This window comes from Streptomyces sp. 12E (genome assembly GCF_055633275.1).
Genome location: NZ_JBVNCJ010000001.1, coordinates 5,562,725 through 5,589,605, shown reverse-complemented (window position 1 = coordinate 5,589,605; position 26,881 = coordinate 5,562,725). Strand labels below are relative to the sequence as shown.

Sequence of the window (26,881 nt, the reverse complement as noted above, 5' to 3'; positions counted from 1 at the left end):
ATACACTCCCTCGTGGCCTCACGGAGGCGGTCACGGCAAATGAGGGGGTCGACCGTCCGTGCCCCGGGGAGCGCGGACGACCGTCGGTAGTACCCGGCAAGCGGGATCAACCTGCCCGGCGGATCGCCTCGGTCCAGCACGCTTGCGGCTCAGTCCGACCCCAACCCCGCAACGTCGAACGTCAGGAAACGGGGAACCGGGTCGAGAGGCGTCTGGCAACGGCCGGTACAGCGATGTCGTCCTGCGCGACGTCCTCGACGAACGGTCCGGCAACGGAGCCGGGCGGCGCGACGGTACTGACGCTGACGCCGTTGAACCGCAGGAAGACACGCATGGCGAGCCAGGCGGTGCGCTCGTTGCCGTCGATCAACGCGAGATTGCGGGCGACGGAGTGCAGCAGCGCCGCAGCCTTCTCGCGCAGCGTGGGATACGACTCGGCCCCGAACGCGTTCGTCCGGGGTCTCTCGACCGCCGACACCGGAAGGCCCATGTCACGCACGCTGTGCTCGGTGCCGTTGACCGTGCGGGCGATGGCCAGGATCTCGTCGACCTTCAACTCGGCCCGGTCCTGGGCGGCACGGATGGCCTCGGCGGCAAGTTCCTGCTTGCTGCGGCCCTCCCGACGAGCCCGCTCGGTGAGCTTCGCGCCAAGGTCGTCGGGGGGTCGGAGGGTCATCGCCGTACAAAGCTGATACCTGGCCGGTATCACAGTGGCGCGGTCGAGTCGAGCCGCATTCCCTGGCAACGCGGGGTCGAAGAGGGTGGCTCGCTGCGTCTGCGGAGGTGCAGCAGAGGCTTCCGCTTCGAGCGTCGTCCGAGCGTCAGGAATCTCCGGACGCCCCTCTGAAGACATCGCCCGTGCAGGCATCCCGCTCACGAATCCGCAGGCCAGCAAGGTGCAAAGATCAATCCGCCCGCTCGAACCGCTGCACGGAGGGAAACAGGTCGGGCAACCCACCCGGACAACAAAAGCACAGGTCAGGAGCTCTTTGCGGCCGGTTCCAGGATCGCGACGCACTCCACGTGGTGCGTCATCGGAAAGATGTCGGCCTGAGCGCGTCGCAGAAAGACCAGGTCAGAGGTACTTTCTCGGCTCGCCACCCTGCGTGCGGGCGCCCAGAGCGTCAAACGAGCGTCACGGCGACATCGTTCCTACTGCGAGCTGCAACAGACAGCCCACAACGGGTCCTCCCCCACCCCGGGTACGCGTTGGAGACCGCCCCACGAGCGGCGCCCGTGCCGCCTGAAGCAGGGTTTCCGTCGAGCGCTCGACCAGCCGGACGCCCTCCCGAACGCCACCCACGCCTGGGCGACAGTGAGCGGGAGGGTCCCGATGGCTGCAAGGCCGCCTACCTGCCGGCCTGCCCATGCGGCGGATCGCTGGTCTCAACCCGGGTGAGGCGAAGACCGACGCCGAGGACGCCGCCGTGATCGCCGGCGCAGCCCGCACTGTGCCGCACACTCTGCGCCCGCTGGAACTGACCGACGAGATCCTCGGCCGCGAGGTCCTGGTCGAAGCCCACCAGCACGGTCGGCTTGGCGGTGCCGGCCCGACAACGGATCAACGTGCTCTTCGTGATGCTCCGCGACGGCACCTTCCATGAACCCCGAACTCCACGCCTCGCTCGCCGAAAGGCAGAGAGGGACCTCCCACCCGCCCAACGGGCCCCTCGCTCGCCTCACCTACGGCCGGGTCCCCTTGCCGACCGCCCCGACTGCGGTGCGCTGACCGTGCCCAGGCGGACGACTCCGCCGGCCGGAGGTCCATGGGCCATGCGGCCGGGCCAGAGCAAGCACGGACGGGAAAGCGGGGGTGTACGCATCGTCCGGCTCATTGACACGGCCCGCTGCCCCCGCCTCGAGCGAGCGGCTATGCGGACAGTCGACGGAGCCATTCCGCCAAGAGTTGCTCTTCGGCTTCGCTCAGGGCGTTCTGGCTGGGCAGCGCGGCACGCAGGGCGCGGGCGGCGCCGGCCGCGCCCTGTTCCTGGATGGCCGGTTCGCGGGTGGTGACGGTGGTCACCATGGATTCGCGCAGTGCGACGAGGAGTGCGGGTTCGCGCTGGGGTTCGGGCACCGACAGCCACGTCAGGATGGCGCCGCTGGCGGCGGCGTGGACGATCTGGACGGCCAGGCGCTCTTCGACGCGCAGGAGTCCTGCGGCGGCGATGTGGCGGATCCGGTCCATGAGGTGTTCGAGGCCGATCCTGATGACGGCGGTGGACCGGGTGGGCTCGCCGTACATCAGCAGGTACAGCGCGGGATTGGTCACCCCGAACTCGACCACGGCGTCCCAGCCGTCGCACAGTTCCCTGATCGGGTCCCCCGAGGCGGATTCGAGCTGCTCCTTGGCTGCCAGGAAGCGGGTGAAACCGCGCTCCGCCACCGCGTCCAGCAGCCCTTCCTTGTCGCCGAACAGCCGGTAGAGGGCCGGCGGCTGCAGTCCGGCGGCGTCGGCTACCGCCCGGGTGGTGACCGCGTCGCGGCCGCCGCGCTCCAGCAGGTCCATCGCGGCGTCGACGACCCGGCGGCGCGTCTGTTCACGCGCCGTGGCGCCGGGCTCCGCGGCACGCCGCGCAGAGGTCGGTTTAACAGGCATGGATCAACGATAGCGCCCTCACGCCGACAGCAGGATCATTGTTATCGACTACTTGATTCCATTGATACTATCAATGATAACGTTCAATCAGTTCCGTTGGAAACGCAGTGTGAGGAGAACCGTCATGCTCGACCGTTTGCGCATTGTCGGAGTGGAAGAGACCGTCGTCGTGCCGGCTGTCTACGAGGCGTACGAGCGGGTGGGATCGCCCCAGATCCCGGCGCGCGGCTTCGGGGACAGTCCGGTGGCGAAGAATCTGCACGTGGTCGGTGAGCAGCGGCTGGCCCACATGGACGATCAGGGCATCGACGTCGCCGTGCTGTCCCTGTCGTCTCCGGGCGTGCAGGACCTGCCGAAGGCCGACGCCGTCGCGGTGGCCCGCGAGGCCAACGACCAGCTCGCCGAGATCGTCGCTTCCCGGCCTGACCGTTTCCAGGCGTTCGCCGCGATCCCCACCCAGTCACCGGCCGCGGCCGCGACGGAGCTGGAGCGCGTGGTGATCGAGCTGGGCTTCCCCGGCGCCATGCTCTACGGCCGCACCGGGGACAAGCTGGCCGACCACCGGGACAACGACGAGCTGTACGCGATGGCCGAGAGGCTGGGAGTGCCGCTGCACTTCCACCCGCAAACGCCGGTTCAGCCCGTCATCGACGCCTACTACTCCGACCTTCCGGCCCCCATGGGCCCGGTGCTGGCCGGAGCCGGCCTCGGCTGGTACTACGACCTCGGCGTCCAGTACCTCCGCATGATCTTCTCGGGGGTCTTCGACCGGTTCCCCGACCTGCAGGTGATCGCCGGACACTGGGGCGAGGTCGTGATGTTCTACCTCGACCACACCGGCTTCTTCGGCGAGGCAGGCCGTCTGCGCCAGCCGCTCGCCGACTACTTCAAGCAGAACTTCTGGGTCGCGGGCAGCGGCACCAACAGCCCCCGCTACCTGCGCTGGACCGCCGAAGTGATGGGCACCGACCGGATGCTGTACTCCACCGACTATCCCTTCACCTACGGCTTCCGTCCCGGCGGCTTCCCCTACGTCGACACCAGCAACGGCGAAGCCCGCTCCTTCCTGGAGAACTCGCCCTTCACCGACGAGCAGAAGGCCGACATCGGCCACCGCAACTGGGAACGCCTCACCGCCCGCGCCAAGCGCCCGTCCGCCTGAAGCGCTACCCGCATGGGCCGACCGGAATGCCACCACACCCTCCGGCGGGCCCGCCGTCAGTCCCCGGAACCTGCCGAAGCGCACGTGTCACAGCACCTTCCTCACTCCCAGCCGGGTTCCTCCCGGCCCGCCACCTCACCCCAGACAACGATCCGACCCCGGCATCGAAGGCCAAGAAGGTGTCTCCTTCTGTCGTCCTCATCGAGTCCGAGCCCGGCCGCGTCCGGGTCGCGCAGCGGGCGCAGGGCGTCGGCGGCCGGGGTGGAGGCGGTGAAGGCGTAGCGGCCGAGCAGGTTCAGGTCGCGGTGCTTGAGCGGGGAGAGCCAGGCAATGTCCTCGTCGCAGATCTTGCGGTCCTCGGTACAGAGCTGGGGACGGATGATCGCCCTCGAGCGGGACCTGAACCGCTGGTCGGCGGCGGTCCGGCGGCTGATGCGCCGGTATGGCCGGGCCTGGCAGTCGCCCGCCCGCCGGGACCTGGAACGCGATGAGCACGTCGTGTCACATCGCGACCGGGCAGCACCGCTGACGGGTAGGGGTCAGTTGTCGAGCGGTACGACTTCACCGTCGGTCACGAGGTGAGGTGTGATGCCCCGCTCCTGGGCGGCGCGGCCGAACCGCTCGGCTATGTCGGGCTGTTCGGTGTAGGCGGGAGGGTTGTCGAACAGTTCGTAGTGGATCGCGCAGGCTGCTGTGGCGCCGAGAGCAACCGCGGCTTCCACGGCCTGTTCGGGCGTGAGTGTGACGGGCACGTTGGCCTCGTATCCTTCGAACCTGGCGATCACGCCGTTGACGGGCAGGAACGCCACGTCGAACGGGCCGTGGTCGCGGGCGATCTGCCACCAGTTGCCGTGCCACATGGTGTCCCCGCAGTGGATGATCCGGGTCCCGGCCCCCTCCACGACCCACGCGACCTGGTCGCAGTCGCTGCCGCGCCAGTCCAGCGACGCGACGGGGGTGACGGTCAGCCCGCCGATACGACGCGGTTCCCCCAGTTCCTGCGCCTCGGCCGTGATGCCGTCCTCGGCCAGCGCCGAGGCGGTGGGAGAGTGGCAGCCGATGGTCCCCGAGACGGCCAGGCGCGCGATCAGCTCGCGGTCGTAGTGGTCGGGGTGCACGTGTGTGATGAGGGCGTGCGTTCCCGCCGGGGCGTCGACGGGAGGCAGCGGCCGCCGGGGCGGACCCATGACGGGTGCGAGCGGAGCGGTGTTCTCGAGCGGGTCGATCAGCAGGAGTGTGTCGTCCAGTCCGATCTCGACGCCCGCCCACCCGAGGCGGCGCAGGCGCAGGGTGTCAGTGACGGTGTCCGTGGTCATGGTGAACCTCCTCGTACGGCTGGTCGCCGCTCGTGCGGATGGGGGAGCCTGCCGTGCCGGCAGGAGTCATGGTGATGAGTACGGTCGAAGCCGCGAGCCCGAGAACGGCCATGACCGTGGCCATGGGTACGGCGCTGTGCGCGGTGGTGAGCCCCACGAGGGGCGCGGCGAGTCCGCCGGACAGGAACTGGCCGCAGCCGAGCAGCGCCGCCGCGGCGCCGGCGTTCGACCCGCGGTGCCGCAGGACCAGCACGGGCGCGTTCGACAGGACCAGTCCCACAGGGGCGATCGCGACGAAGAGGGCCGCCAGGACCGGCCACAGTCCCAGGCCCGCGACCGCGAAGAGCAGCAGGACGACACTCGCGACCGCGGTGCCGGTCACACCGGCACGCAACAGCGCCCCGGCGCCGAAGCGCCCGACGAGCGCTCCGCCGGCCGCCGCCGCGGCGACGAGCCCGAACGCGTTCACCGCGAACACCAGGCTGTACTGCTGGGGGCTGAGTCCGTACAGGCTCTGCAGGACGAACGGGGAGCCCGAGATGTAGGCGAACATCACGGCGAACGTCAAGGCGTTGGCGAGGACGGGGCCGGTCAGGGTACGGTCCCGCACCAGGCCGCCGTACACCGAGCCCGTCCTGCGCCACTCCCACGGCGGACGCAGGCGCGGCGGACGGCTCTCCGGCAGCGTTCCCGCACAGGCGACGAGGACCAGGGCGCCGAACGCCGCGACGGTCACGAAGACCGCCCGCCAACTCCACGCGTCGAGGATCCGCGCTCCCATCAGCGGAGCGAGCACCGGTGCCAGGCCGGTGACGAGGGTCAGCAGGGAGAAGTAGCGTGCCGCCGCCCTCCCCTCGTGCAGGTCGCTGACGTACGCGTAGGCGATCACCAGGGCGAAGGCGCCGCCGAGTCCCTGCACCCCGCGCAGCACGATAAGGAGCCAGACGTTCGGAGCGAGCGCGCACAGCGCTCCCGCCGCCGTGCAGAGGGTGAGCCCGAACAGCAGCGGCCCGCGCCGGCCCAGCGCGTCACTGAGCGGACCGGCCAGGAGCTGCCCGACCGCCAGACCCGCCAAACATGCCGTGACGGTGAGCTGGACCGCCCACGCCGGGCTGTGCAGGCTGTCGGCGAGCCGGGGCAGACCGGGGATGTAGGCGTCGATGGACAACGGTCCGAGAGCGGTGAGGGCCGCCAGGAGCACCAGCACGCAGATCCTGCGGACGGCTCCTCCTGCGCTGCCGGCCCGGGTGGCCACCGCGTTCTCCGTGGTCACCGGGTCAGGACTTCCGGGCCGCGCGCACCACGTCCGCGAAGGACCTCGGCTCGCGACCGGTCAGCTCGGCCACCGCGCCGCTGACGTGGGCGAGGAACCCGCCGCGCGTCGACGCGCCGAACGAGGTGAACAGTTCCGACACCGGACCCGGCAGGCCGGCTTCCTCGAGTCCGGTGGCGAACGCGTGGTCGTCGACGCCGACGAGTTCGACCTCGCGCCCGCCGATCTCGCGCGCGAGGTCCGCCAGGTCGCGGGCGGTGACCGCCGCCGGGCCGGTGACGTCCAGGGCCCGGTTCTCGTACCCGTCCCGGGTGAGGACCGCCGCGGCCGCCGCCGCGCAGTCCTCCCGCGCGACGTACGCCGCTGCGCCGTCACCGCTGTTGGTCACCAGCCGGCCCGTGGTGATGGCCTGTTCGATGACGGGGATCTGCAGGTGCGCGTACAGGTTGTTGCGCAGCACGGTCCAGCGCAGCCCGCTCTCCCGCAGCGCCTGTTCCGTGCCGGCGTGGTCGGCGACCACCACGGCGGGGTTGGCGGGCACCGGCTCGGGAACGGAGGTGTACGCGATGTGCGAGACCCCCGCCCCGGCCGCCGCCTCGACGGCCGCCCGATGCTGGTCGAGCCGGGAACCCACCGCGTCCGTGGAGATGAGCAGGAGCCGTTCGACACCGGCGAACGCGGCCGCCGCGGTGCGCGGGTCACCGAAGTCGGCCTGCCGCACCCGCGCGCCGCGGGTGGCGAGGTCGGCGAGAGCCTCCGGCGTACGCGTGGTGAGGACGACCTCACGCGGATCGACGGCCCGCAGCACCAGTTCGGCGGTGGCACGCCCGAGAGGGCCGGAAGCACCAGTGATGCCGATCATTGTTCCGCACCAATCTGTAGTCATCACAGTTACGATTTGAACTGTAGCCATGACGGCTACGGAATGGCAAGATGGCCGCATGGCCCGCTCCACCAACACCCAGTTCGCCGTCGCCGTTCATGTGCTGACCTATCTGGCCGGTGTCACAAAGGGCCGCACCGTGAGCTCGGAGGAGCTCTCCGAGAGCACCAACGTCAACGCCGTCCACGTGCGCCGCGTGCTCGGCCCGCTGCGAAACGCGGGGTTGGTGCGGTCACGGTCCGGCGTCCACGGGGGCTGGCAGCTCACGGTGGACGCCGCGGACATCCGGCTCGACCGCGTCTGGTCGCTGCTCCAGGGAACCGACCAGGTACTCGGCCGGCACGAGCCCGCCCCGACCTGTGCGGTGGGCCGCACCGTGCAGGAGAGTCTGGACACGCTCGACCGAACGGTCGCCGATGCGATGACGACCGAGCTCGGGCACTTCACCGTCCGCGACGTACTGAGAGGGCTGCCCACGCCGAAGCCGTCGCCGCAGGGCGAGTAGCCTCGACAGGAGGTTCGACTTCCTCGGCTTCACGGCTCGCCGGACGGACAGCTGGGCGTGTTGACCGAGTGGGGCCGCCGGAGTCGGTGGACCAGGCGCTGGTGGAGTGCGGTCGGCGGGACCGGCGTCCGGGGGCGCTGCCCTCCCGGTTCATGATCTATTACGTGCTGGCGTTGGCGCTGTTCCCTCAGGACTCCTACGACGATGTCGCGGAGAATGCGGTGAGTGCCTGGTCGGATATGAACGAGGCGGTTCCGAACAAGTCGTCCTTCACCCGGGCCCGACAGCGGCTGGGTGAGACGGCGCTGGAGTCGTCGTTCCGGAAGGTGGCGGGGCCGGTGGCACCGCTGGTGCTTGCGGGTGCGTTCTACCGCGGAATGCGAGTCGCGGCGGTGGACGGGTTCGTGCTGGATGCGCCGGGCACACCGACCAACCGGGCCGAGTTGGGTGGGCTCCTGGGCATGCGGGGTAACCCGGCCGGGTTCCGGCAGGTGCGGGTGGTGACCTTGACGGAGGCCGCGACGCACGCGTCGGTGGACGTGCGGGTGGGCGCATTCAGCGGCGGGGAACGGGAGTTGGCGGTCTCGATGGCCGGCAGCCCGGCGGGGATGCTCGTCATCATGGATCGCGGCTTTCCCTGCGTGGGGCTTCGGAAGGCATACACGCAGGCCGGGGCTCGTCTACTGCTGCGGGCTCGCTCAAGCGTGGCCCGGCGCCCGGTCGAGCACCTGGCGGACGGCACCTACCTGGCCAGGATGAACCTGGCCGGCCAGAAGGGGAACCACCACGGCGGGATGCTGGTGCGTGTCATCGAGTACCAGGCCGACGACGGAAAGGTGATTCGCCTGCTGACTGACCTGATGGACGCTCGCTGGCGTCTTCGCGGTGCAGGGCTTTCGCCTTGAGCTCGACAGTTGGCCGAGCAAACGTCAGACGCTCCGCCAGAACCAGCGTCGGACGAGCGTCAAGACGTTTCCCAACCGCCCCTGTGAAACAGTGGCGAAGCACCTCCCACCCGCGGCCCATAACGCGAAACCGCAGGTGAGGCGCATGGCGTTCACCTACGTAACGCTCCACGCCTTGTACTTCTCAAAACAGGTCGAGCAGCACCGTCCACGCCTGAGAAACCCACGAAAACCGCAGGTCAACGTCCCTTTTCGGCAGGCTCTAGAATCGCCACACACTCCACGTGATGCGTCATCGGGAACAGGTCGAACACCCGCAGCGTCCGCACCCGGTACCCCCCGTCCCCGAAGTACGCCAGGTCGCGGGCGAGCGCGGCCGGGTCGCAGGCGACGTACGCGATGCGGCGCGCGCCCAGGGACGACAGGTGCTCCACCGTCTTGCGGCCGGCGCCCGCCCTGGGCGGGTCGAGGACGACGAGGTCGACCTCGGTGATGCCGGTGCGGGGCAGGACCGACTCGACCTTGCCCTGTTCGATGCGGACGCGGGGGAAGTCCGCGAGGTTGTGGCGGGCGTCCTCCACCGCGCGCTTGCCGGACTCGATGCCGAGGACCGCGCCCGCCTCGCCGACCCGGTCGGCCAGGGCGCCGGCGAACAGGCCGACGCCGCAGTACAGGTCGAGGGCCATGTCGCCCTTGCGCGGCAGCAGGCCCTGCATGACGGCGGTGACGAGGGTGTCGGCGGCCTTCGGGTGGACCTGCCAGAAGCCGCCGCCCGCGACGCGGTGGGTGCGGCCGTCCGCGCGTTCACGGACGAAGGGGCGGCCGTGGACGCGGTGGAGCTGCCCGGAGCGCTCGTCGACGCGCATGACCGAGACGGGGCGGTCGAGCTCGACCAGGGGGAGGCGGGCGCCGGGCTTGGGGGTCAGGACCACCTGGCGGTCCTGGGAGCCGGTCGCGGCGATCGCCTCGACGGAGTCCATGCCCGTCCAGTCCCGCTTCTCGATGCCCAGCTCGCTGACGCCCTCCGCGGCGATCATGCAGTGGTCGATCGGCTCGACCTCGTGCGAGCGGTGCCGGCGCAGTCCCGCGCGGCCGTCGGCGGTGACGGCGTACTGCACGCGCGTGCGCCACGCCGGGACCTGGCCGGCGGGGACCTTGTCGCCCTCGGCGGGCATCACGGTGCCGTCCCAGCCGGCTTCCTCGGGGGTCAGTCCGGCCAGGCGCCAAAGCTGCTCGGCGACGACCTCGCCCTTCAGACGGCGCTGGGCGCCCGGCTTGGCGTGCTGCCAGTCGCAGCCGCCGCAGCGGCCGGGGCCGGCGAAGGGGCAGGGGGCGTCGATCCGGTCCTTGGAGGCGTCCAGCACCCGCACCGCGTCCGCGCGGAGGAAGCGGGCCCCCTCCTCGCCCTCCGTGACCTGCGCGACGACGCGTTCGCCGGGCAGGGCGTGCCGGACGAAGAGGACCTGGCCCTCGGAGGTACGGGCGATGCAGTGGCCGCCGTGGGCGACGGGGCCGACCTCGACCTCGTACTCCTCCCCCACCAGTGATTTCCTCGGTTCTGCCTGCATGGCGGGGTTACTCCACAACATCGAGAGCGGGCGGGCCCCTCGAGGCCCGGGACGACAGCCCACCAGTCTACGTGTGCGAGGAGGGGCCCTTCGTCCGCTCCTTCGGCCCGCGGCGCACCGAGCCGGGGGCGGCCCACTCCTGTCGCCTGCGGGCGCGCTTCCCGGCGGCCTCGGAGGACTGGAGCTGGTACGGCACCGAGGTCACCATCACACCCGGCGTGAACAGCAGCCGGCCCTTGAGCCGCAGCGCGCTCTGGTTGTGCAGCAGGTGCTCGTACCAGTGACCGACCACGTACTCGGGGATGATCACGGAGACCACGTCGCGCGGGGACTCCCTGCGCAGACCCTTGACGTACTCGATCACCGGGCGGGTGACCTCCCGGTACGGCGAGTCGAGCACCTTGAGGGGGACGTCGATGCCGCGCCGCTCCCATTCCTCGCGCAGCGCCCTGGTCTCGTCCGGGTCCACGTTGACGCTGAGCGCCTCCAGGGTGTCGGAGCGCATCAGCCTGGCGTAGGCGAGCGCGCGCAGCGCGGGGCGGTGGATCTTGGAGATCAGGACCACCGAGTGGACGCGGGAGGGCCGCACCATGTCGTCGCCGGGGGCCTCGGGGGCGGCGATCTCCTCGGCGACACGGTCGTAGTGCTTACGGATCGCCGTCATCGTCGCGTAGAAGATGCACATGCCGAGCAGCGCGACCCAGGCGCCGTGGGTGAACTTGGTGACGAGGACGACGACCAGGACCAGGCCGGTGAAGAAGGCGCCGAAGGTGTTGATGGCCCGGGAGCGGATCATGCGGCGGCGCTCGGCCCGGTCCCTCTCGGTGGCCAGCAGCCGGTTCCAGTGCCGCACCATGCCGGTCTGGCTGAGGGTGAAGGACACGAACACGCCGACGATGTAGAGCTGGATCAGCCGCGTGGAGTCGGCGCCGTAGACGCACACCAGCAGGGCGGCGGCGCCCGCGAGCAGCAGGATGCCGTTGGAGAAGGCGAGGCGGTCGCCGCGGGTGTGCAGCTGGCGGGGGAGGTAGCGGTCCTGGGCGAGGATCGAGCCGAGCAGCGGGAAGCCGTTGTAGGCGGTGTTCGCGGCGAGGAACAGCACCAGCGCGGTGGCGGCGGCGAGGATCATGAACAGGAGGCTGCCGTGGCCGAAGACGGCTTCGGCGACCTGGGAGATCACCGGGTCCTGGACGTAGTCGGGGCCGAGCGGTGCGCCGTCGTGGATCAGGTCCTTGGCGGGGTTCTCGGCCATGCGGACGTCGGTGGCGGAGGCCAGCGCGATGATGCCGCAGAACATGGTGACGGCGAGCAGGCCCATCATGGCGAGCGTGGTCGCGGCGTTGCGCGACTTGGGGCGGCGGAAGGCGGGCACGCCGTTGGAGATCGCCTCGACGCCGGTGAGCGCGGCGCAGCCGGAGGAGAAGGCGCGCAGCAGCAGGAAGACCAGGGCGAAGCCGGCGAGGCCGGGGTGTTCGGGTTTGATCTCGAAGTCCGCGGTCGGCGCCCGCATCTCGTCGCCGAGCACGACCGCGCGGAAGCTCCCCCACGCGATCATGAGGAAGACGCCGGCGACGAAGACGTACGTGGGGATCGCGAAGAGCGTGCCCGACTCCCTGACCCCGCGCAGGTTCATCAGCGTCAGCAGCACGATCACGCCGATCGCGCAGGCCACCTTGTGCTCGACGACGAACGGGACCGCCGAGCCCAGGTTCTCGATGCCGGCGGAGATCGACACGGCGACGGTGAGGACGTAGTCGACGAGCAGGGCGCTGGCGACGGTCAGTCCGGACCTGGGGCCGAGGTTGGTGGTGGCCACCTCGTAGTCGCCGCCGCCGCTCGGGTACTCGCGGACGTTCTGCCGGTAGGAGGCGACCACGGTGAACATCAGCACGACGACCGCGACGGCGATCCAGGGGCTGAAGTGGTACGCCGACAGGCCCGCGATCGACAGGACCAGCAGCACCTCGCCGGGGGCGTACGCCACGGAGGAGAGCGGGTCGGAGGCGAAGACGGGGAGTGCGACGCGCTTCGGCAGGAGCGTTTCGCCCAGCCGGTCACTGCGCAGTGCGCGCCCGATCAGAATCCGTTTGGGCACGTCGGTCAATTTGGACACAGCAGTGGATCGTAGGCCTTCCGGCCAGGGGCCGCCCAACCACCACCCCACATCCATACGGCATCCATACGGCATCCATACGGCCCCGTCCTCCGGGTGAAATCGGCGGAGGGCGGGGCGCGGATTCCGCAGGTCGCGGACGTTCCGTGCCTGGATGACTGCCCCGGCCGTCATCGCCACGCCCCGTGGAGGTCCCCTGCACACCACCGCACAACTGATCGGCGCCGTGGCCTCCCTCGTCGGTCCCGGCGTCCTCGCCGCGGCGAGCGTGCGCAGCATCACGCGCCGCTGACTCCCCCGGGCGCGCGCCCGGCGGCTCCGGCGCGCAGGGCGCCCGGTCCGACGGCGGCCGCCCGCGTCGCCGGCCCCGCCGGAGTCGACGAGCGGTGCCGGGGCCCGGCCGCGGGGACGTGGGTCGGCCGGGTCGTGCGGCTGTCGGCGAGCGGCACGGGCGGCTCGGACGCGTGGGCGGCCGTGTCCGCGCCCGCACCGCCCAGGACGAGGACGCCGGTCCCGGCGGTCGCGACCGGTTCCCTCCCCGCCCCGGGCCCCGGCCGCGCCCGGGCGGTGCGGATACGTTGGACCCGGCAGGCGAACGCGGCGGCCGGGCCCCGGAGGGCGTCGGGACCGCGGTCCCCCGGCATGATGTTGCCCGGCGGCCCGCACGCGGACCGCGATGTTTGCCTGGCGAGCCGAAAGAGAGACATGAGCACGAAGGTCATGAAGGCCGAACGGCCTGCAGGAAGCGCGGTGTGACGCGATGCATATTGTCATCATGGGCTGCGGGAGGGTGGGTTCCGACCTGGCCCAGGCCCTGGAGGAACAGGGACACACGGTCGCCGTGATCGACCAGGACCCCACCGCCTTCCGCCGGCTGGGCTCCTCGTTCGGCGGCCGCCGGGTCACCGGCGTCGGTTTCGACCAGGACACCCTGCGCGAGGCGGGCATCGAGGAGGCGGGCGCCTTCGCCGCCGTCTCCAGCGGCGACAACTCCAACATCATCGCCGCGCGGGTGGCCCGGGAGATGTTCGGCATCGAGCACGTCGCCGCCCGCATCTACGACCCCCGTCGTGCGGAGGTCTACCAGCGCCTGGGCATCCCCACCGTGGCGACCGTGCGCTGGACGGCCGACCAGATGCTGCGCCGGCTGCTCCCCTCGGGCGCCGAGCCGCTGTGGCGCGACCCCACCGGCGGGGTCCAGCTCGCCGAGGTGCACACCTCCACGGCCTGGGTGGGTCACAGGATCAGCAGGCTGCAGGACGAGACCGGCGTGCGGGTGGCCTTCCTGACCCGGCTCGGCGAGGCGATCCTGCCCAGCTCGCAGACGGTGCTGCAGGAGGGGGACCTGGTGCATGTGATGATGCGCACCGATGAGATCGACCGCGTCGAGGCGGCGTTCGCCAAGGGTCCCGAACAGGAGGGCGGTCACTGATGAGGGTCGCCATTGCCGGAGCCGGCGCCGTCGGCCGCTCGATCGCGGGCGAGCTGCTGGAGAACGGCCACGAGGTGCTGCTGATCGACAAGGCGCCGACCGCCATCTCGGTCGAGCGCGTGCCGCAGGCGGAGTGGCTGCTCGCCGACGCCTGCGAGATCACCTCCCTGGACGAGGCGGCGCTCCAGCGCTGCAACGTCGTCATCGCCGCGACCGGCGACGACAAGGTCAACCTGGTCGTCTCGCTGCTCGCCAAGACCGAGTACGGCGTCCCGCGCGTCGTCGCCCGGGTCAACAACCCGAAGAACGAGTGGCTGTTCAACGAGTCCTGGGGCGTGGACGTCGCCGTCTCCACCCCGCGTCTGATGTCGGCCCTGGTGGAGGAGGCGGTGAGCGTCGGCGACCTGGTCCGGCTGCTGCGCTTCAGCCACGGGGACGCCAACCTGGTCGAGCTGACCCTGCCGGAGGAGTCGGCGCTGGCCGGCACGCAGGTCGGGGACGTCCAGTGGCCGCAGGACACCTCGCTGGTCACCATCATCCGCGGCACGCGCGTCCTGGCGCCGACCCGGGAGGACTCCCTGGAGGCCGGCGACGAGCTCCTCTTCGTGGCCGCCCAGGCACGTGAGGAACAACTGGAGGACCTGCTCTCCGTACGCAAGGAGTCGTGAAGAAGCGGGGGCGCCCGGAGCCTCCGGGCGCCCCCGCTCTCATGCGGATGTACGGGCTACGCGTCGCGGCGGTGACGGCCGGCCGTCGTCGTCCCGTCGCTCTCCCGCACGGCGGCGGCCTTGCGCTCCTCCTCCGCGCGCTCCTCCGCCTCCATCTCGGCGAAGACGTCGATCGGCGGCGGCGCCTTCGCCAGGAACACCCAGGTCAGGTACACCGCGAGCAGGAACGGCGGGATCTTCAGCGCGATCAGCACCCAGCCCAGCTGGGTCGTGTCCGCCCACCAGTACAGCGGGAACAGGATCGCGCTCTTGCCGAGCAGGATCAGTCCCCAGGCCCAGCTGGCCTTGGTGTACGCCTTCTTCCGGCCGGGGTTGCGGGTGCGCCAGGAGAGGTTCTCCCTGAAGACGGGGCCCAGCATCAGACCGATCAGCGGGACGCCCGCCATCGCCGTGACGATGTACGCCAGGGCCAGGCCCAGGGTGTACAGCATGCCCGGCAGGTAGAAGTCCTTGGCGTTGCCGGTCATCATCGCGAAGACCACGCCGAAGGCGACGCCGAAGACGCCGCTGAAGGCGTGCTTGACGGTGTCCTTCCGCGCCAGGCGGACCACGACCATCACCAGCGCCACGGCGAGCGCCGCGATCGCCGACATGTGCAGGTCCTTGTTGACCGTGTAGATGCTGACGAAGAGGAGCCCGGGGAGCACCGTCTCGACCATGCCCCGCACCCCGCCGAACGCCTCGAAGAGGGCGGCTTCGGTCACCGCCCGGGCGTCGTCCGCGGATGTGTCTTCGGTCGTCGGCTTGTCGAGTGACGTCACCGGCTACTCCCGTCCGAGGGGTCTCAGTTCGTATTTCGGATTGAACAGCACCCGGCGGCCCCGGCTCATCGAGATCCGGCCCGATGCGATCAGCCTGCGCCCCGGTTCTATCCCCACGATGGAGCGCCTGCCGAGCCACACCACGTCGAGTGCGGCGGAGCCGTCGAACAGCTCGGCCTCCAGGGCCGGAACTCCCGCGCGCGGCCGCAGCGTGACCGTGCGCAAGGTACCAGTAACCGTGACGATCTGCCGGTCGCGGCAGTCGCCTATCCGCGTACAGCCGACCGTCTCGGCGTCCTCCCGCAGCTCCTCGGACTCCAGGTCCTCCTGAGACGAGGAGAGCCGGTCGAGCATGCGCCGGAACCGGCCTGCCGGCTTCTCGGGTCGAGGAACAGCACTCATGCCTGAAGCGTACCGGGGGGCACTGACGGTTACGTACCCCCTGCCGCCCCGGTCCGAACGGGGCACGGCCCGGCCACCGCCGCGGCCGCGCCGCGGACCTTCACCTCTCGAAGCGGTAGCCCATGCCCGGCTCGGTGATCAGGTGCCTCGGATGTGACGGATCCGCCTCCAGCTTCCGCCGCAGCTGCGCCATGTACACGCGCAGGTAGTTCGTCTCCGTGCCGTACGACGGCCCCCACACCTCCCGCAGCAGCTGCTTCTGCGCCACCAGCCGGCCGCCGGCCCGCACCAGCGCCTCCAGCAGGTGCCACTCGGTGGGGGTCAGCCGTACGTCCTTGCCGCCGCGGTTGACCTTCTTCGCGGCCAGGTCGACGGTGAAGGCGGCGGTCTCCACCACCAGGTCGCCCCCGTCGCCGGCGGGCTCCGCTCGGCGCACGGCGGCCCGCAGCCGGGCCAGCAGTTCGTCCATGCCGAAGGGCTTGGTGACGTAGTCGTCGGCCCCCGCGTCCAGCGCCTGGACCTTCTCGTCGGAGGCGTGCCGGGCGGACAGCACCAGGATCGGCACCCGGGTCCAGCCGCGCAGCCCCCTGATCACCTCGACGCCGTCCGTGTCGGGCAGGCCGAGGTCGAGGACGACGACGTCGGGATGGCGGGCGACGGCCGTACGGAGGGCGGCGGCGCCGTCGTGGGCGGAGTCGACCTCGTACGAGCGCGCCCTGAGGTTGATCACGAGGGCGCGCACGATGGCCGGGTCGTCGTCGACCACCAGGACACGGGTCATGAGGGCTGCCTTTCGGGTTCTGCGGCCGCTGCCGCCTGCGGGTCCTCCGGGTGCGCTGCGGCGGCGCGCAGGGTGAGCGTCATCGTGAGGCCGCCGCCGGGGGTGTCCTCGGCGTTCAGGGTGCCGCCCATGGCCTCGGCGAAGCCCCGGGCGACCGCCAGTCCGAGACCGACGCCGGCCCCGCGCGGTGCGTCACCGTGCCGCTGGAAGGGTTCGAAGATGTGGTCCTTGGCCTCGTCGGGGACGCCGGGACCGCGGTCCACCACCCGCACCTCGACCCGGTCGGCGAGGGCGCTGGCGGCGACCAGGACGGACAGCCCGGGGGGACTGTACTTCACGGCGTTCTCGATCACGTTGGCCATCGCCCGCTCCAGCAGCCCCGGGTCCGCGGCGACCATGGGCAGGGCCTCCGGGACGTCCAGGGTGACGCTGTCCTTGGGCACCCCGCCGAGCGCCCTCGGCACCACCTCGTCCAGGTCGATCCCCCGGATCAGGGGGGTGACCGTGCCGGTGTGCAGCCGGGACATGTCGAGCAGGTTGCCCACCAGGTGGTCCAGGCGGTCGGCGCCGTCCTCGATGCCCTTCAGCAGCTCGGCCCGGTCCTCGGGGGACCACTCGACGTCCCCCGAGCGCAGCGAGGAGACGGCGGCCTTGATCCCGGCCAACGGGGTGCGCAGGTCGTGGCTGACGGCGGCCAGCAGGGCGGTGCGGATGCGGTTGCCCTCGGCGAGGGCGAGGGCCCGGTCGGCCTGCTCGCGCAGCCGGCGGCGGTCCAGGACGACGGCGGCCTGCGCGGCGAAGGCGGCGAGCACCCTGCGGTCCTCGGCGGGCGGCACCCGGCCGGTCAGCGCCAGCGCCATGTGGTCGCCGACCGGCACCTCCACGTCCGCGTCCTCGGGCCGTTCGACCGGGCGTCCGCGCCCCACCCGGCCGGCGCAGGTCCACGGCTCGACGTCGCCCGCGCGTTCGAGGAGGGCGGCGGACTCCATGCCGAAGGTCTCCCTGACCCGCTCCAGCAGCTCCTCCAGACCGGTCTCCCCGCGCAGCACGTTGCCGGCGAGGAAGGACAGGATCTCCGACTCGGCACGCAGCCGGGCCGCCTGGTGGGTGCGCCGGGCCGCGAGGTCGACCACGGACGCCACCGCCGCGCCCACCGCGACGAAGATCATGATGGCGATGATGTTCTTCGGGTCGGAGACGGTCCAGCGGTGCAGGGGCGGGGTGTAGAAGTAGTTCAGCAGCAGCGAGCCGACCGCCGCGGAGGCCAGCGCCGGCCAGAGCCCGCCGAGCAGGGCCGCCGCCACCGTCAGGGCCAGGAACAGCAGCATGTCGTTGGCGAGTCCCAGGTCCACGGCGCTGAGCAGCACCGCCACCGCCGCCGGTCCCGCCACGCCGACCGCCCAGCCCCAGGCCAGCCGGGAGCGCCCGAGCCGCGCGCCCCGGGCTCCGGGCAGTCCGCGGCCCTTGGCGACCTCCTCGTGGGTGACGATGTGCACGTCCAGGTCGGGCCCCGAGTCCCGGGCGACGGTCGCGCCGACGCCGGGCCCGAAGACGTACTGCCAGGCCGGGCGGCGCGAGGAGCCGAGCACGAGCTGGGTGGCGTTGGCCCCGCGCGCGAAGGCGAGCAGGGCGGCGGGTATGTCGTCGCCGACGACGTGGTGGAAGGTGCCGCCGAGGTCCTCCACCAGGGTGCGCTGCTCGACCAGCTCCCGGGGCGAGGCCGCGGTGAGCCCGCCGCTGCGGGAGATGTAGACGGCGAGCAGCTCGCCGCCGGCGCCCTTCTCCGCCAGTCGCGCGGCCCGCCGGAGCAGGGTGCGGCCCTCCGGACCGCCGGTCAGGCCGACGACGATCCGCTCGCGGGAGCCCCATATCGCCGAGACCTCGTGCTCGCTGCGGTAGCGCTGGAGGTGGGCGTCGACCCGGTCGGCCACCCACAGCAGCGCCAGCTCCCTGAGCGCGGTGAGGTTGCCGGGGCGGAAGTAGTTGGACAGGGCGGCGTCGACCTTGTCCGGCTGGTAGATGTTGCCGTGCGCCATGCGGCGGCGCAGCGCCTCGGGCGTCATGTCGACCAGCTCGATCTGGTCCGCCCGCCGCACCACCTCGTCCGGTACGGTCTCCCGCTCCCGTACGCCGGTGATCGACTCCACGACGTCGCCCAGCGACTCCAGGTGCTGGATGTTGACCGTGGACAGGACGTCGATCCCGGCCGCGAGCAGCTCCTCCACGTCCTGCCAGCGCTTGGCGTTGCGCGAGCCGGGGGCGTTGGTGTGGGCGAGTTCGTCGACGAGGGCCACCCGGGGGCGGCGGGCGAGGACGGCGTCGAGGTCCATCTCCGTCAGGACGGCCCCGCGGTGTTCGACCTCCCGGTGCGGGATCCGCTCCAGGCCCCGCAGCAGCTCCTCGGTGCGGGGCCTGCCGTGCGGCTCGGCGAAGGCCACCACGCAGTCGGTGCCGCGCGCGGCACGGCGGTGGGCCTCGGAGAGCATCGCGTACGTCTTGCCGACGCCCGGTGCCGCACCGAGGTGGATCCGAAGGTTGCCGCGTCCCATGACCTCATTGTCTTCCCCCGTGACACCCGGCCGGGCGCGGGGCCCCGGCGGGGGGTCAGTGCTCGACGACCCCGCCGTCGCTCAGCTCCAGGACGCGGTCGGCGAGGCCGAGGAGGGTGGTGTCGTGGGTGGCGACGAGCGCGGTGACGCGCTCGCTGCGGACGACCGCGCGCAGCAGCTCCATCACGGCGTGCCCGGTCTCCGCGTCCAGCTGGCCGGTCGGCTCGTCGGCGATGAGGAGGGAGGGGTCGTTGGCGAGGGCGCGGGCGATGGCGACCCGCTGCTGCTGGCCGCCGGAGAGTTCGCCGGGCCGCTGGGCGGCGTGGCCGGCGAGGCCGACGAGGGACAGCAGCAGCTCGACGCGCTCCTCGCGCTCGCGCGGGTCGGCGCGGCGCAGCCGCAGCGGGACGCCGACGTTCTCGGCGGCGGTGAGGACGGGGATGAGGCCGAAGGACTGGAAGACGAAGCCGATGCGGTCCCGGCGCAGGGCGAGCAGCCCGTTCTCGTCGAGGTCGGCGAGGTCGCCGCCGTCGACGTGGACCCGCCCCCGGTCGGGGGTGTCGAGGCCGCCGACGATGTTCAGGAGCGTGGTCTTGCCGGATCCGGAGCGGCCCTTGAGGGCGACCAGTTCGCCGCGCGGGACCTCGAAGGAGACGCCGCGCAGCGCGTGCACGGCGGCGGCTCCCGTGCCGAAGGACTTGTGCACGTCCTCGACGCGCACCATCGTCCCGTTGGCCACCTGACGCATGCGGCTGCCCTCTCCCGTGGACCGGACGCCAGTATCCCCGCCCGGCACCCGGTCGATCAACGCCCCGGACCGGGCCGCCTCCGGCACACGGACGTGCGCGCGGCCGCCGCCACCCGGGGGGCGGGGTCCCCGTCCCCCGCCCGGGCGGAGCCGGGAGCGGGGGAGGCACCCGTCGGCGTCGGTCCGCGCACACGGGAAAGGGCCGCACCCCGCCCGGGACGCGACCCTTCGAACCGCCGGAAAACCGGCTAGCGCACCTCGGTGATCTCCGGTCCGCGCTGGAGCTGGCCCATGCCGCCGGCGAAGCGGGAGCCGCCCTCCTCCTGCTGCACGTTCTCGGGGACCATCTGCGCGTCGTTCGGCAGCTTCAGGACGATCGGGTCGCGCGGAGCCATCGGGCCCTCGCCGCGCACCACGACCGTGTCCCGGAAGATCTGCTCGAGGAGCCCGGCGGCCTGCGGCTGCACCGCGCCCTGGCCCGAGATCACCCCGCGCAGGAACCAGCGGGGGCCGTCCACGCCGACGAACCGCACGACCTGGAAGCCGCCGGTGCCGTCGGGCAGCTGCACCGGCACCTGGGCCCGCAGCTCCCAGCCCAGCGGGCCCTCGACCTCGTCGATGATGCCGCCCTGCTGGGTGATGCCGGCCGCGATCTCCTCGCGCACCTCGCCCCAGATGCCCTCCCGCTTGGGCGCGGCGAAGGCCTGAAGCTGGATGGCGCTGTCCCGCAGCACGACGGTGGCCGCGACGATCGCGTCGCCCGCGACCTCCACCCGGAGCTCCATGCCGTCGACACCGGGCACGAACAGGCCGCCCAGATCGACCCGGCCCTCGCCGGGCTCGCTGACCTCGCTGCTGTCCCAGGGCCCGTCGGGCCGCGGCGCCGGCTCGAGCCTCAGCCGCTCGGCCTCCTCGCCCGCCTCAGCGTCGACACCGTCGACGACCTGCTCGGCCTCGCCGGCCGCACCGTCGGCGGCATCCTTCTTCTTGCGACGTCCGAACACGTCACTGTCCTTCCCGGTCGGATACGACCGAAGCGTATCGATTCCCACCCGCTGTACCGCCCACGGCGGCCTGAACGCTTGCGCCGCTCTTACCTTCCACCGCGGCGTGGCCGCCGGTGGACCCGAAGCCCCCCTCGGCCCGGGCCGAGGGGGGAAGCTCCGCGACCGACACGAAGCGGACCCTCTCGACCTGCTGGACGACCAGTTGGGCAATCCGGTCGAAGCGCTCGAACCGCACGGTCTCGCGCGGGTCGAGATTCACCACGATCACCTTGATCTCCCCACGGTACCCGGCATCAACCGTCCCCGGGGCATTCACCAGGGCGACGCCGCAGCGGGCGGCGAGACCGGATCGCGGGTGCACGAAGGCCGCGTACCCATCGGGCAGCGCCACAGACACCCCCGTGGGCAGTACGGCCCGCTCGCCGGGAGCCAGTTCGCGGGCCTCGGTGGTCCGCAGGTCGGCTCCCGCGTCCCCGGGGTGCTCGTACGCCGGAAGCGGTACGTCGGGGTCGACGCGCCGGATCAGCACCTCGAGCACGCTCACGGGTTCACCTCGAAGGCGCGGGCGCGGCGGACCTGGTCGGGGTCCTCCATGGCGGCCCGGATCTCCTCCTCGCGGCCGTGGTCGACGAAGTGGTCGACCTTGACCTCGATGAACAGGGCGTCGGCGCGGACCGCGACCGGCCCCTCGGGGCCGCCGATGCGTCCGGTGGCGGTGCAGTAGATCTTCCGCCCGGCCACCGCCGTCACCTCGGCCTCCAGGTGCAGCACGGTGCCGACCGGCACGGGCCGGACGAAGTCGGTCTCCAGCCTGCCGGTCACCGCGATCGTGCGCAGCAGCCAGTTGAGCGAGCCGAGCGTCTCGTCCAGGGCGGTGGCGAGCACCCCGCCGTGCGCGAGTCCCGGGGCTCCCTGGTGAGCGGGCTGCACGGTGAACTCGGCGGTGACCGACACACCTTCGCCGGCGCGGGCCTCCAGGTGCAGTCCGTGGGGCTGTTCGCCGCCACAGCCGAAGCACTGGCCGTAGTGCGCGCCCAGGAGCTCGCCGGGTGCGGGGGCGTCCGGATGGCGCACGGGGGCCACGGCGTCGTCCGGGGGCTGAAGAGCTGCGGAATTACCACTCACAGCCGCAGACCTTACCCGCGCGTGGGTCCCGGCCCGACACCGTGCCAAGCTTGGATTCATGCAGCTCTCCGCCACCCCGTACGAAGAACGCCTCACCGCCCCCCGCTCCTGGTGGCTGATCTCCCTCCTGGCGGGGGTCTCGATGGCGCTGATCCTGCTGCCGTTCGGCACGCTGCCGATGCTCGGCGGCCTGGCCGGCGGCACCGCCGCGGCGGCCGTCGTGGCCAGTTCGTACGGCTCGGCGCGCATCCGGGTCGTGGGCGGCCACCTGCTCGCGGGCGAGGCGAGGATCCCGGTGTCGGCGCTGGGCGAGGCGGAGGTCCTGGACGCCGACGAGGCCCGGGCCTGGCGCACCCACAAGGCCGACCCGCGCTGCTTCATGCTGCTGCGGGCGTACATTCCCGGCGCGCTGCGCGTGGACGTCACCGACCCGGCGGACCCCACTCCCTACGTCTTCCTGTCGACGCGCGAGCCGGAGCGGCTGGCGCGGGCGCTGCGGGCGGCGAAGGACGCGGCGGACGCCGCCTGAGGCCGGCCCCGCGGCGCTTCGGGGCGCGGGCGGGTGCGGCCCGGTGCGTGCGGCCGCACGGCGGGGAAGGGCGTCGGCGCGCGCGGTCGGGCGTGGGGAGCCGGCGGCCGGCAGCGGCGCCGCGGATGCGCGTGCCGGGCCCCGCGCCTTCGCGCGTGATCCGCCGGACAGGCCCTGACGGCGGCAGGGGGAACACGCGGGCGGGGTGTCGCCCGCAGGGCTCAGGGGGCCCGGTGCCCGTCGTCCTTCGCCGGATGGCCGCCGAGCTCCTTGAGAGCGTCCTCGGGGAGGGCGTCCTCGGGGCGCTCCAGGGCGGGGAGGGCCGGCAGCGCGTCCCAGGGCACCTGGACTCTTCGCAGGTCGTCCCGGATGCGGGCGGCGAGCTTTCTGGTGTCCCTGCGGTTCATGGCGGCGCCCACGGCGGCTCCCACCAGGAACGGCATCAGGTTCGGCAGGTTGCGGACCGTGCGCTTCATGATCCGCTGGCGCAGTTCGCGCTTCATGCGGCTGTTCAGCGCCGCGCTCACGGTCGAGGGTCTGGTCGCCTCGATCCCGCGCTCCTGCGACCAGGAGTCGAGGTACACGGTGCTGCGCTGGGTGAGGGTGCCGGCCGGCCGTACGCCGTAGACCTCGTGGAGTTCGGCGATCAGCTTCAGCTCGATCGCGGCGACGCCGGTGATCTCGGCGGCCAGTTCCGTCGGCATCGCGGGCGGTACGGGCATCATGGCCGCCGCGCCGACTCCGGCCCCGACCGTCGCCGTGGCCTTCGCGGCGCCCGTCACGAGCTTGTCCGCGAGTTCCTCGGGGCCGAGACCGGGGAACTGCCGGCGCAGCGTCCCGAGGTCGCGCACGGGCACCCGCGGGGCGATCTCGATGATCCGGTCCGCGAGGTGCGCCAGTCCCGCGCGGGCGCGGGCGCCGCCCTTGCGGGCGCCTTCCAGGGCCTTCTCACGGACCACGGCGGCCCGCCGGCGCGCCGCGGGCGCGGTGACCTCCAGGGATGCCGGGAGGTCACCCCGGCCGGCTGCCGCTTCGAGCGAGGCCGCCCCGGTACCGGTTGGGCCCCGCTCTTGGTCACGCGTGTCGTGCTGTGGGCCCTCCTGGGGCCCCGGGTCCGCTCCTCTCGCGAAGAAGCGGCGCTTCCTCGGAGGGGTCGAGCCAGTCACGGCCGACCCCGCCTCAGTCGCAGTCGCGGCAGATCGGCTGGCCGTTCTTCTCGCGGGCCAGCTGGCTGCGGTGGTGGACCAGGAAGCAGCTCATGCAGGTGAACTCGTCCTGCTGCTTCGGCAGGACCCGGACGGCCAGCTCCTCGTTCGAGAGGTCCGCTCCGGGCAGTTCCAGGCCCTCGGCGGCCTCGAACTCGTCGACGTCCACGGCCGAGGCCGACTTGTCGTTCCGCCGGGCCTTCAGCTCTTCGAGGCTGTCCGAGTCGACGTCGTCGTCGGTCTTGCGTGGAGTGTCGTAGTCGGTTGCCATGTCACTCTCCCCCTCTGGGTGTATGCGGTGTCTCCAGCGCACGTAACGCGTGAGAGGCCGGACTTGTGCCCGACCTGAGGCGGAGATTTTGCCTCACATCAAGGTCTGTTACTCAATCGACACCCAACCGGACTCCTCACGAGTGATCGGCTGGGATGGCGAGGGGGACCGTACACGGTCCGAATGCCGCGCATCAAAGGCGCCTCACCGTGTACTTCCCGTGATCAGGCCCCCTGAAAACCGGGACTTTCCCGACTTTCCCGGGGATACATGATCACGGAGAGTGGACGGTTCGGGAATCGCGCTTGTGATCGATCACACACGGGGTTACCGGAGAGGCGCCCCGGAAATTCCGCTCAAAGCGAACACCCCATCGTGTCGGCGGCATCATCTCAGATCGGCAGGGTGACGCGCATCACGAGGCCGCCTCCCTCGCGCGGCTGTGCGTAGATGTGCCCGCCGTGCGCCCGGGCGACCGAGCGCACGATGGACAGACCGAGTCCGACGCCCTTGTCGCTGCCCGTGCGCTCGGTGCGCAGCCGCCGGAACGGCTCGAAGAGGTTGTCGATCTCGTACGCGGGTACCACCGGGCCCGTGTTCGACACCACCAGGACCGCCTGGCCGTGCTGCACCTCGGTGGTGACCTCGACCCAGCCCTCCTCGGGCACGTTGTACCGCACGGCGTTCTGCAGCAGGTTCAGCGCGATCCGCTCCAGCAGCACACCGTTGCCCTGGACGACCGCGGGCCGGCGCGCGCCGCGGATCTCCACGCCCTTGGCCTCCGCCTCGCCGTGCACCTGGTCGATCGCCTGGGAGGCGACCTCGGCGAGGTCCACGGGCCCCCGCTCGACGATCTGGTTGTCGCTGCGGGCGAGCAGCAGCAGGCCCTCCACCAGCTGTTCGCTGCGCTCGTTGGTGGACAGCAGCGTCTTGCCCAGCTGCTGCAGCTCCACCGGCGCGCCGGGATCGGAGAGGTGCACCTCCAGCAGGGTGCGGTTGATCGCCAGCGGGGTGCGCAGCTCGTGCGAGGCGTTGCCCACGAAGCGCTGCTGGGCGGTGAACGCCCGCTGGAGCCGCTCCAGCATGTCGTCGAAGGTGTCGGCCAGTTCCTTCAGCTCGTCGTCCGGGCCGTCCAGCTCGATCCGGCGGGACAGGTCGGAACCGGCCACCGCGCGGGCGGTGCGGGTGATCCGGCCCAGCGGCGACAGGACCCGGCCGGCCATGGCGTAGCCGAAGGCGAAGGCGATGACGGCGAGGCCCAGCAGGGCCAGCAGGGAGCGGCTGAGCAGGTTGTCCAGGGCGACCTGGCGCTGGTGGTCGATGCACTCGCTGATCCGGGCGTTGAACTCGGACAGCTCCAGGTTGCCGTTGGCGATGCCCGGACAGTCGTTGCTGGAGACCCTCAGACCGTCGAAGTCGACGATCTTGAACAGGGGCTGGCTGCCGGTGCGCAGGGCCTGGGCGGCGAGCAGGTAGATGATCGACAGCAGCAGGATGCCGGCGATCAGGAACATGCCGCCGTACAGCAGGGTGAGCCGTATGCGGATGGTGGGACGCAGCCACGGCAGCGGGGTGGCCGAGCGGGGGTCCCAGGTGGGCTTGGGGGGCGCCGTGGGGGGCGCGGGTGTGGCGGCCATCGGTCATCAGATCCGGTATCCGGAGCCGGGCACGGTCACGATGACCGGCGGCTCCCCCAGCTTGCGGCGCAGGGTCATCACGGTCACCCGCACCACGTTGGTGAACGGGTCCGTGTTCTCGTCCCAGGCCTTCTCCAGCAGCTGCTCCGCGGAGACGACCGCGCCCTCGCTGCGCATGAGCACCTCCAGGACGGCGAACTCCTTCGGGGCGAGCTGCACCTCCTTGCCGTCGCGGAAGACCTCGCGGCGGTTGGGGTCGAGCTTGATCCCGGCGCGCTCCAGGACGGGCGGCAGCGGCACGCTCGTACGCCGCCCGAGGGCGCGCACGCGCGCGATGAGCTCGCTGAACGCGAAGGGCTTGGGCAGATAGTCGTCGGCGCCGATCTCCAGGCCCTCGACACGGTCGCTGACGTCGCCGGAGGCCGTGAGCATCAGCACGCGCGTGGGCATGCCGAGTTCGACGATCCTGCGGCAGACGTCGTCGCCGTGCACGAGCGGGAGGTCGCGGTCGAGGACGACCACGTCGTAGTCGTTGACGCCGATGCGCTCCAGGGCGGCCGCACCGTCGTACACGACGTCGACGGCCATGGCCTCCCGGCGCAGCCCGGTGGCCACCGCATCGGCGAGCAGCTGCTCGTCCTCGACGACGAGTACGCGCACGTCGCTTGTCCTTCCTCATGTCCCGCCCGCGGTTCGGACAGCGCCTCAGGGCGCACTCGGGCAGGGGTACGGGTGGGTGTGTTGACCTCCATCCTGCCCTTTTCGGCCGTAAGTCGGCTGTAAGACGGGGGCGGGGACGGGCGGGGACGGGCGGGGACGGGGACGGGCGGGCGCGGGGCCGGGGAACGTCCGGGCGAACGGGACGGAAATACGAGAATTTCTCGCGCGGCGAGGTTTCCCCGGAAGAGAGCTTGGGGAGGACGGGTCTTACATCCCGCGATCACGCTCTGCACGTACCGCGCCACCATGCGGTACGCATCAGTCCGCTTCCGCAGAGCGGACGTGGATGCCCGGCACCGTCGCCGCCCGGCCGGGCGGCGCTGGGCATCCGCTCCGGACGTGATCGTCCCTTCCGAACGGCACACCCCCGTGCCACCGACCCACCGACCCAGGACGAGGGGGCGCAGCATGGACGCATTCACCGCAGGACTTCTGCAGCGCATAAAGGCGACCGAGTCCGATCTCTCGCGGGCCCGCGACGACGGCGACGACTTCCTCGTCGACGTGGAGCAGGGCGAGCTCGACGATCTGCGCCGCCTCGCCGCCGAGCACGGCGTGGAGGTCGGCGCGTACAGCGTCTGACCGGATCGCGACGGCGCGGGCCCCGGCGAATCCAGCGCCGGGGCCCGCGCTTTTTGCTCGTTCGCCTTCGGGACGCCCCA

27 protein-coding genes and 1 pseudogene are annotated in these 26,881 nt (G+C 71.8%); 9 read left to right on the top strand and 19 right to left on the bottom strand.

Annotated features, from left to right (window positions below):
* Nucleotides 1-181: 181 nt before the first annotated feature.
* Nucleotides 182-556, bottom strand: a complete 375-nt coding sequence (locus ACZ8ZB_RS25760) for a type II toxin-antitoxin system death-on-curing family toxin (protein ID WP_470741580.1) — start codon at nt 554-556, stop codon at nt 182-184.
* Nucleotides 557-1,335: 779 nt separating this feature from the next.
* Between ACZ8ZB_RS25760 and ACZ8ZB_RS25755 the strand changes: the two are divergent.
* Nucleotides 1,336-1,493, top strand: a pseudogene (locus tag ACZ8ZB_RS25755) (IS110 family transposase); the annotation flags it as partial.
* Between the two features lie 377 nt (nt 1,494-1,870).
* Here ACZ8ZB_RS25755 and ACZ8ZB_RS25750 read toward each other — a convergent pair.
* On the bottom strand, nt 1,871-2,599 hold the full coding sequence (locus tag ACZ8ZB_RS25750) for a TetR/AcrR family transcriptional regulator (protein ID WP_470739997.1): 729 nt from the start codon (nt 2,597-2,599) through the stop codon (nt 1,871-1,873).
* Between the two features lie 124 nt (nt 2,600-2,723).
* On the opposite strand from ACZ8ZB_RS25750, the gene ACZ8ZB_RS25745 reads away from it, so the two are divergent.
* Nucleotides 2,724-3,761: an amidohydrolase family protein gene (locus ACZ8ZB_RS25745; protein WP_470739996.1), complete on the top strand. Its 1,038-nt coding sequence runs from the start codon at nt 2,724-2,726 to the stop codon at nt 3,759-3,761.
* A gap of 539 nt (nt 3,762-4,300) precedes the next feature.
* Here ACZ8ZB_RS25745 and ACZ8ZB_RS25740 read toward each other — a convergent pair.
* Genes ACZ8ZB_RS25740 through ACZ8ZB_RS25730 form a run of 3 tightly spaced genes read right to left on the bottom strand, consistent with a single transcriptional unit; the run spans nt 4,301 to nt 7,212 of the window.
* Nucleotides 4,301-5,077, bottom strand: a complete 777-nt coding sequence (locus tag ACZ8ZB_RS25740) for an MBL fold metallo-hydrolase (protein ID WP_470739995.1) — start codon at nt 5,075-5,077, stop codon at nt 4,301-4,303.
* Nucleotides 5,055-6,350, bottom strand: coding sequence for a multidrug effflux MFS transporter (locus ACZ8ZB_RS25735; protein ID WP_470739994.1), 1,296 nt, complete (start codon nt 6,348-6,350; stop codon nt 5,055-5,057). The genes ACZ8ZB_RS25740 and ACZ8ZB_RS25735 overlap by 23 nt, the downstream gene beginning before the upstream one ends.
* 4 nt (nt 6,351-6,354) lie before the next feature.
* Nucleotides 6,355-7,212 (bottom strand): NAD(P)H-binding protein, encoded by an 858-nt coding sequence (locus ACZ8ZB_RS25730; RefSeq protein ID WP_470739993.1) that lies wholly within the window; start codon nt 7,210-7,212, stop codon nt 6,355-6,357.
* 79 nt (nt 7,213-7,291) lie between these two features.
* On the opposite strand from ACZ8ZB_RS25730, the gene ACZ8ZB_RS25725 reads away from it, so the two are divergent.
* The gene (locus tag ACZ8ZB_RS25725; RefSeq protein ID WP_470739992.1) at nt 7,292-7,738 is read left to right on the top strand and encodes an Rrf2 family transcriptional regulator; all 447 of its coding nucleotides are present in this window, start codon (nt 7,292-7,294) and stop codon (nt 7,736-7,738) included.
* Nucleotides 7,739-7,806: 68 nt separating this feature from the next.
* Entirely contained in the window at nt 7,807-8,643 is an 837-nt protein-coding gene (locus ACZ8ZB_RS25720) for a transposase domain-containing protein (protein ID WP_470739991.1), read from the top strand.
* Between the two features lie 239 nt (nt 8,644-8,882).
* Here ACZ8ZB_RS25720 and ACZ8ZB_RS25715 read toward each other — a convergent pair whose 3' ends face one another.
* Together ACZ8ZB_RS25715 and ACZ8ZB_RS25710 are read right to left on the bottom strand one after the other, a co-directional pair.
* Nucleotides 8,883-10,211: a class I SAM-dependent RNA methyltransferase gene (locus ACZ8ZB_RS25715; protein ID WP_470739990.1), complete on the bottom strand. Its 1,329-nt coding sequence runs from the start codon at nt 10,209-10,211 to the stop codon at nt 8,883-8,885.
* Between the two features lie 67 nt (nt 10,212-10,278).
* On the bottom strand, nt 10,279-12,324 hold the full coding sequence (locus ACZ8ZB_RS25710; RefSeq protein WP_470739989.1) for an APC family permease: 2,046 nt from the start codon (nt 12,322-12,324) through the stop codon (nt 10,279-10,281).
* A gap of 154 nt (nt 12,325-12,478) precedes the next feature.
* Between ACZ8ZB_RS25710 and ACZ8ZB_RS25705 the strand changes: the two genes are divergently transcribed.
* From ACZ8ZB_RS25705 to ACZ8ZB_RS25695, 3 genes are all read left to right on the top strand, one after another.
* Nucleotides 12,479-12,616, top strand: a complete 138-nt coding sequence (locus ACZ8ZB_RS25705; RefSeq protein WP_470739988.1) for a hypothetical protein — start codon at nt 12,479-12,481, stop codon at nt 12,614-12,616.
* Between the two features lie 468 nt (nt 12,617-13,084).
* Nucleotides 13,085-13,756, top strand: coding sequence for a potassium channel family protein (locus tag ACZ8ZB_RS25700; protein WP_381228093.1), 672 nt, complete (start codon nt 13,085-13,087; stop codon nt 13,754-13,756).
* Complete coding sequence (locus ACZ8ZB_RS25695; protein ID WP_470739987.1) at nt 13,756-14,424, top strand: potassium channel family protein; 669 nt, start codon at nt 13,756-13,758, stop codon at nt 14,422-14,424. Before ACZ8ZB_RS25700 ends, ACZ8ZB_RS25695 begins: the two co-directional genes overlap by 1 nt.
* 56 nt (nt 14,425-14,480) lie before the next feature.
* Here the strand turns inward: ACZ8ZB_RS25695 and ACZ8ZB_RS25690 are convergent, their stop codons facing one another.
* From ACZ8ZB_RS25690 to ACZ8ZB_RS25655, 8 genes are all read right to left on the bottom strand, one after another.
* The gene (locus ACZ8ZB_RS25690; protein ID WP_470739986.1) at nt 14,481-15,245 is read right to left on the bottom strand and encodes a DUF3159 domain-containing protein; all 765 of its coding nucleotides are present in this window, start codon (nt 15,243-15,245) and stop codon (nt 14,481-14,483) included.
* 3 nt (nt 15,246-15,248) lie between these two features.
* Nucleotides 15,249-15,647: an OB-fold nucleic acid binding domain-containing protein gene (locus ACZ8ZB_RS25685; RefSeq protein WP_470739985.1), complete on the bottom strand. Its 399-nt coding sequence runs from the start codon at nt 15,645-15,647 to the stop codon at nt 15,249-15,251.
* 100 nt (nt 15,648-15,747) lie between these two features.
* A complete protein-coding gene (locus ACZ8ZB_RS25680) occupies nt 15,748-16,428 on the bottom strand; it encodes a response regulator (protein WP_470739984.1) in 681 nt (226 codons plus the stop codon).
* Nucleotides 16,425-18,977 carry a sensor histidine kinase gene (locus ACZ8ZB_RS25675; protein WP_470739983.1) on the bottom strand — a complete coding sequence of 851 codons (2,553 nt, stop codon included), beginning with the start codon at nt 18,975-18,977 and terminating at the stop codon, nt 16,425-16,427. The genes ACZ8ZB_RS25680 and ACZ8ZB_RS25675 overlap by 4 nt, the downstream gene beginning before the upstream one ends.
* Before the next feature lie 55 nt (nt 18,978-19,032).
* Nucleotides 19,033-19,725: an ABC transporter ATP-binding protein gene (locus ACZ8ZB_RS25670; protein ID WP_470739982.1), complete on the bottom strand. Its 693-nt coding sequence runs from the start codon at nt 19,723-19,725 to the stop codon at nt 19,033-19,035.
* A 248-nt stretch (nt 19,726-19,973) separates the two neighbouring features.
* Nucleotides 19,974-20,729 carry a DUF3710 domain-containing protein gene (locus tag ACZ8ZB_RS25665; protein WP_470739981.1) on the bottom strand — a complete coding sequence of 252 codons (756 nt, stop codon included), beginning with the start codon at nt 20,727-20,729 and terminating at the stop codon, nt 19,974-19,976.
* Nucleotide 20,730: 1 nt separating this feature from the next.
* Nucleotides 20,731-21,276: a dUTP diphosphatase gene (gene dut, locus ACZ8ZB_RS25660; RefSeq protein ID WP_470739980.1), complete on the bottom strand. Its 546-nt coding sequence runs from the start codon at nt 21,274-21,276 to the stop codon at nt 20,731-20,733.
* Nucleotides 21,273-21,857, bottom strand: a complete 585-nt coding sequence (locus tag ACZ8ZB_RS25655; protein ID WP_470739979.1) for a PaaI family thioesterase — start codon at nt 21,855-21,857, stop codon at nt 21,273-21,275. Before ACZ8ZB_RS25655 ends, dut begins: the two co-directional genes overlap by 4 nt.
* 58 nt (nt 21,858-21,915) lie before the next feature.
* On the opposite strand from ACZ8ZB_RS25655, the gene ACZ8ZB_RS25650 reads away from it, so the two are divergent.
* On the top strand, nt 21,916-22,386 hold the full coding sequence (locus tag ACZ8ZB_RS25650; RefSeq protein ID WP_470739978.1) for a DUF3093 domain-containing protein: 471 nt from the start codon (nt 21,916-21,918) through the stop codon (nt 22,384-22,386).
* Nucleotides 22,387-22,607: 221 nt separating this feature from the next.
* Here ACZ8ZB_RS25650 and ACZ8ZB_RS25645 read toward each other — a convergent pair whose 3' ends face one another.
* The 4 genes from ACZ8ZB_RS25645 to ACZ8ZB_RS25630 form a co-directional block, all read right to left on the bottom strand.
* The gene (locus ACZ8ZB_RS25645) at nt 22,608-23,552 is read right to left on the bottom strand and encodes a hypothetical protein (protein ID WP_470739977.1); all 945 of its coding nucleotides are present in this window, start codon (nt 23,550-23,552) and stop codon (nt 22,608-22,610) included.
* 13 nt (nt 23,553-23,565) lie between these two features.
* On the bottom strand, nt 23,566-23,862 hold the full coding sequence (locus ACZ8ZB_RS25640; RefSeq protein ID WP_003993510.1) for a DUF4193 domain-containing protein: 297 nt from the start codon (nt 23,860-23,862) through the stop codon (nt 23,566-23,568).
* A 392-nt stretch (nt 23,863-24,254) separates the two neighbouring features.
* Nucleotides 24,255-25,499 carry a sensor histidine kinase gene (locus ACZ8ZB_RS25635; protein ID WP_470739976.1) on the bottom strand — a complete coding sequence of 415 codons (1,245 nt, stop codon included), beginning with the start codon at nt 25,497-25,499 and terminating at the stop codon, nt 24,255-24,257.
* A gap of 6 nt (nt 25,500-25,505) precedes the next feature.
* Complete coding sequence (locus ACZ8ZB_RS25630) at nt 25,506-26,159, bottom strand: response regulator transcription factor (RefSeq protein WP_007387794.1); 654 nt, start codon at nt 26,157-26,159, stop codon at nt 25,506-25,508.
* A gap of 468 nt (nt 26,160-26,627) precedes the next feature.
* On the opposite strand from ACZ8ZB_RS25630, the gene ACZ8ZB_RS25625 reads away from it, so the two are divergent.
* Entirely contained in the window at nt 26,628-26,801 is a 174-nt protein-coding gene (locus ACZ8ZB_RS25625) for a hypothetical protein (RefSeq protein WP_167748545.1), read from the top strand.
* Nucleotides 26,802-26,881: the final 80 nt, after the last annotated feature.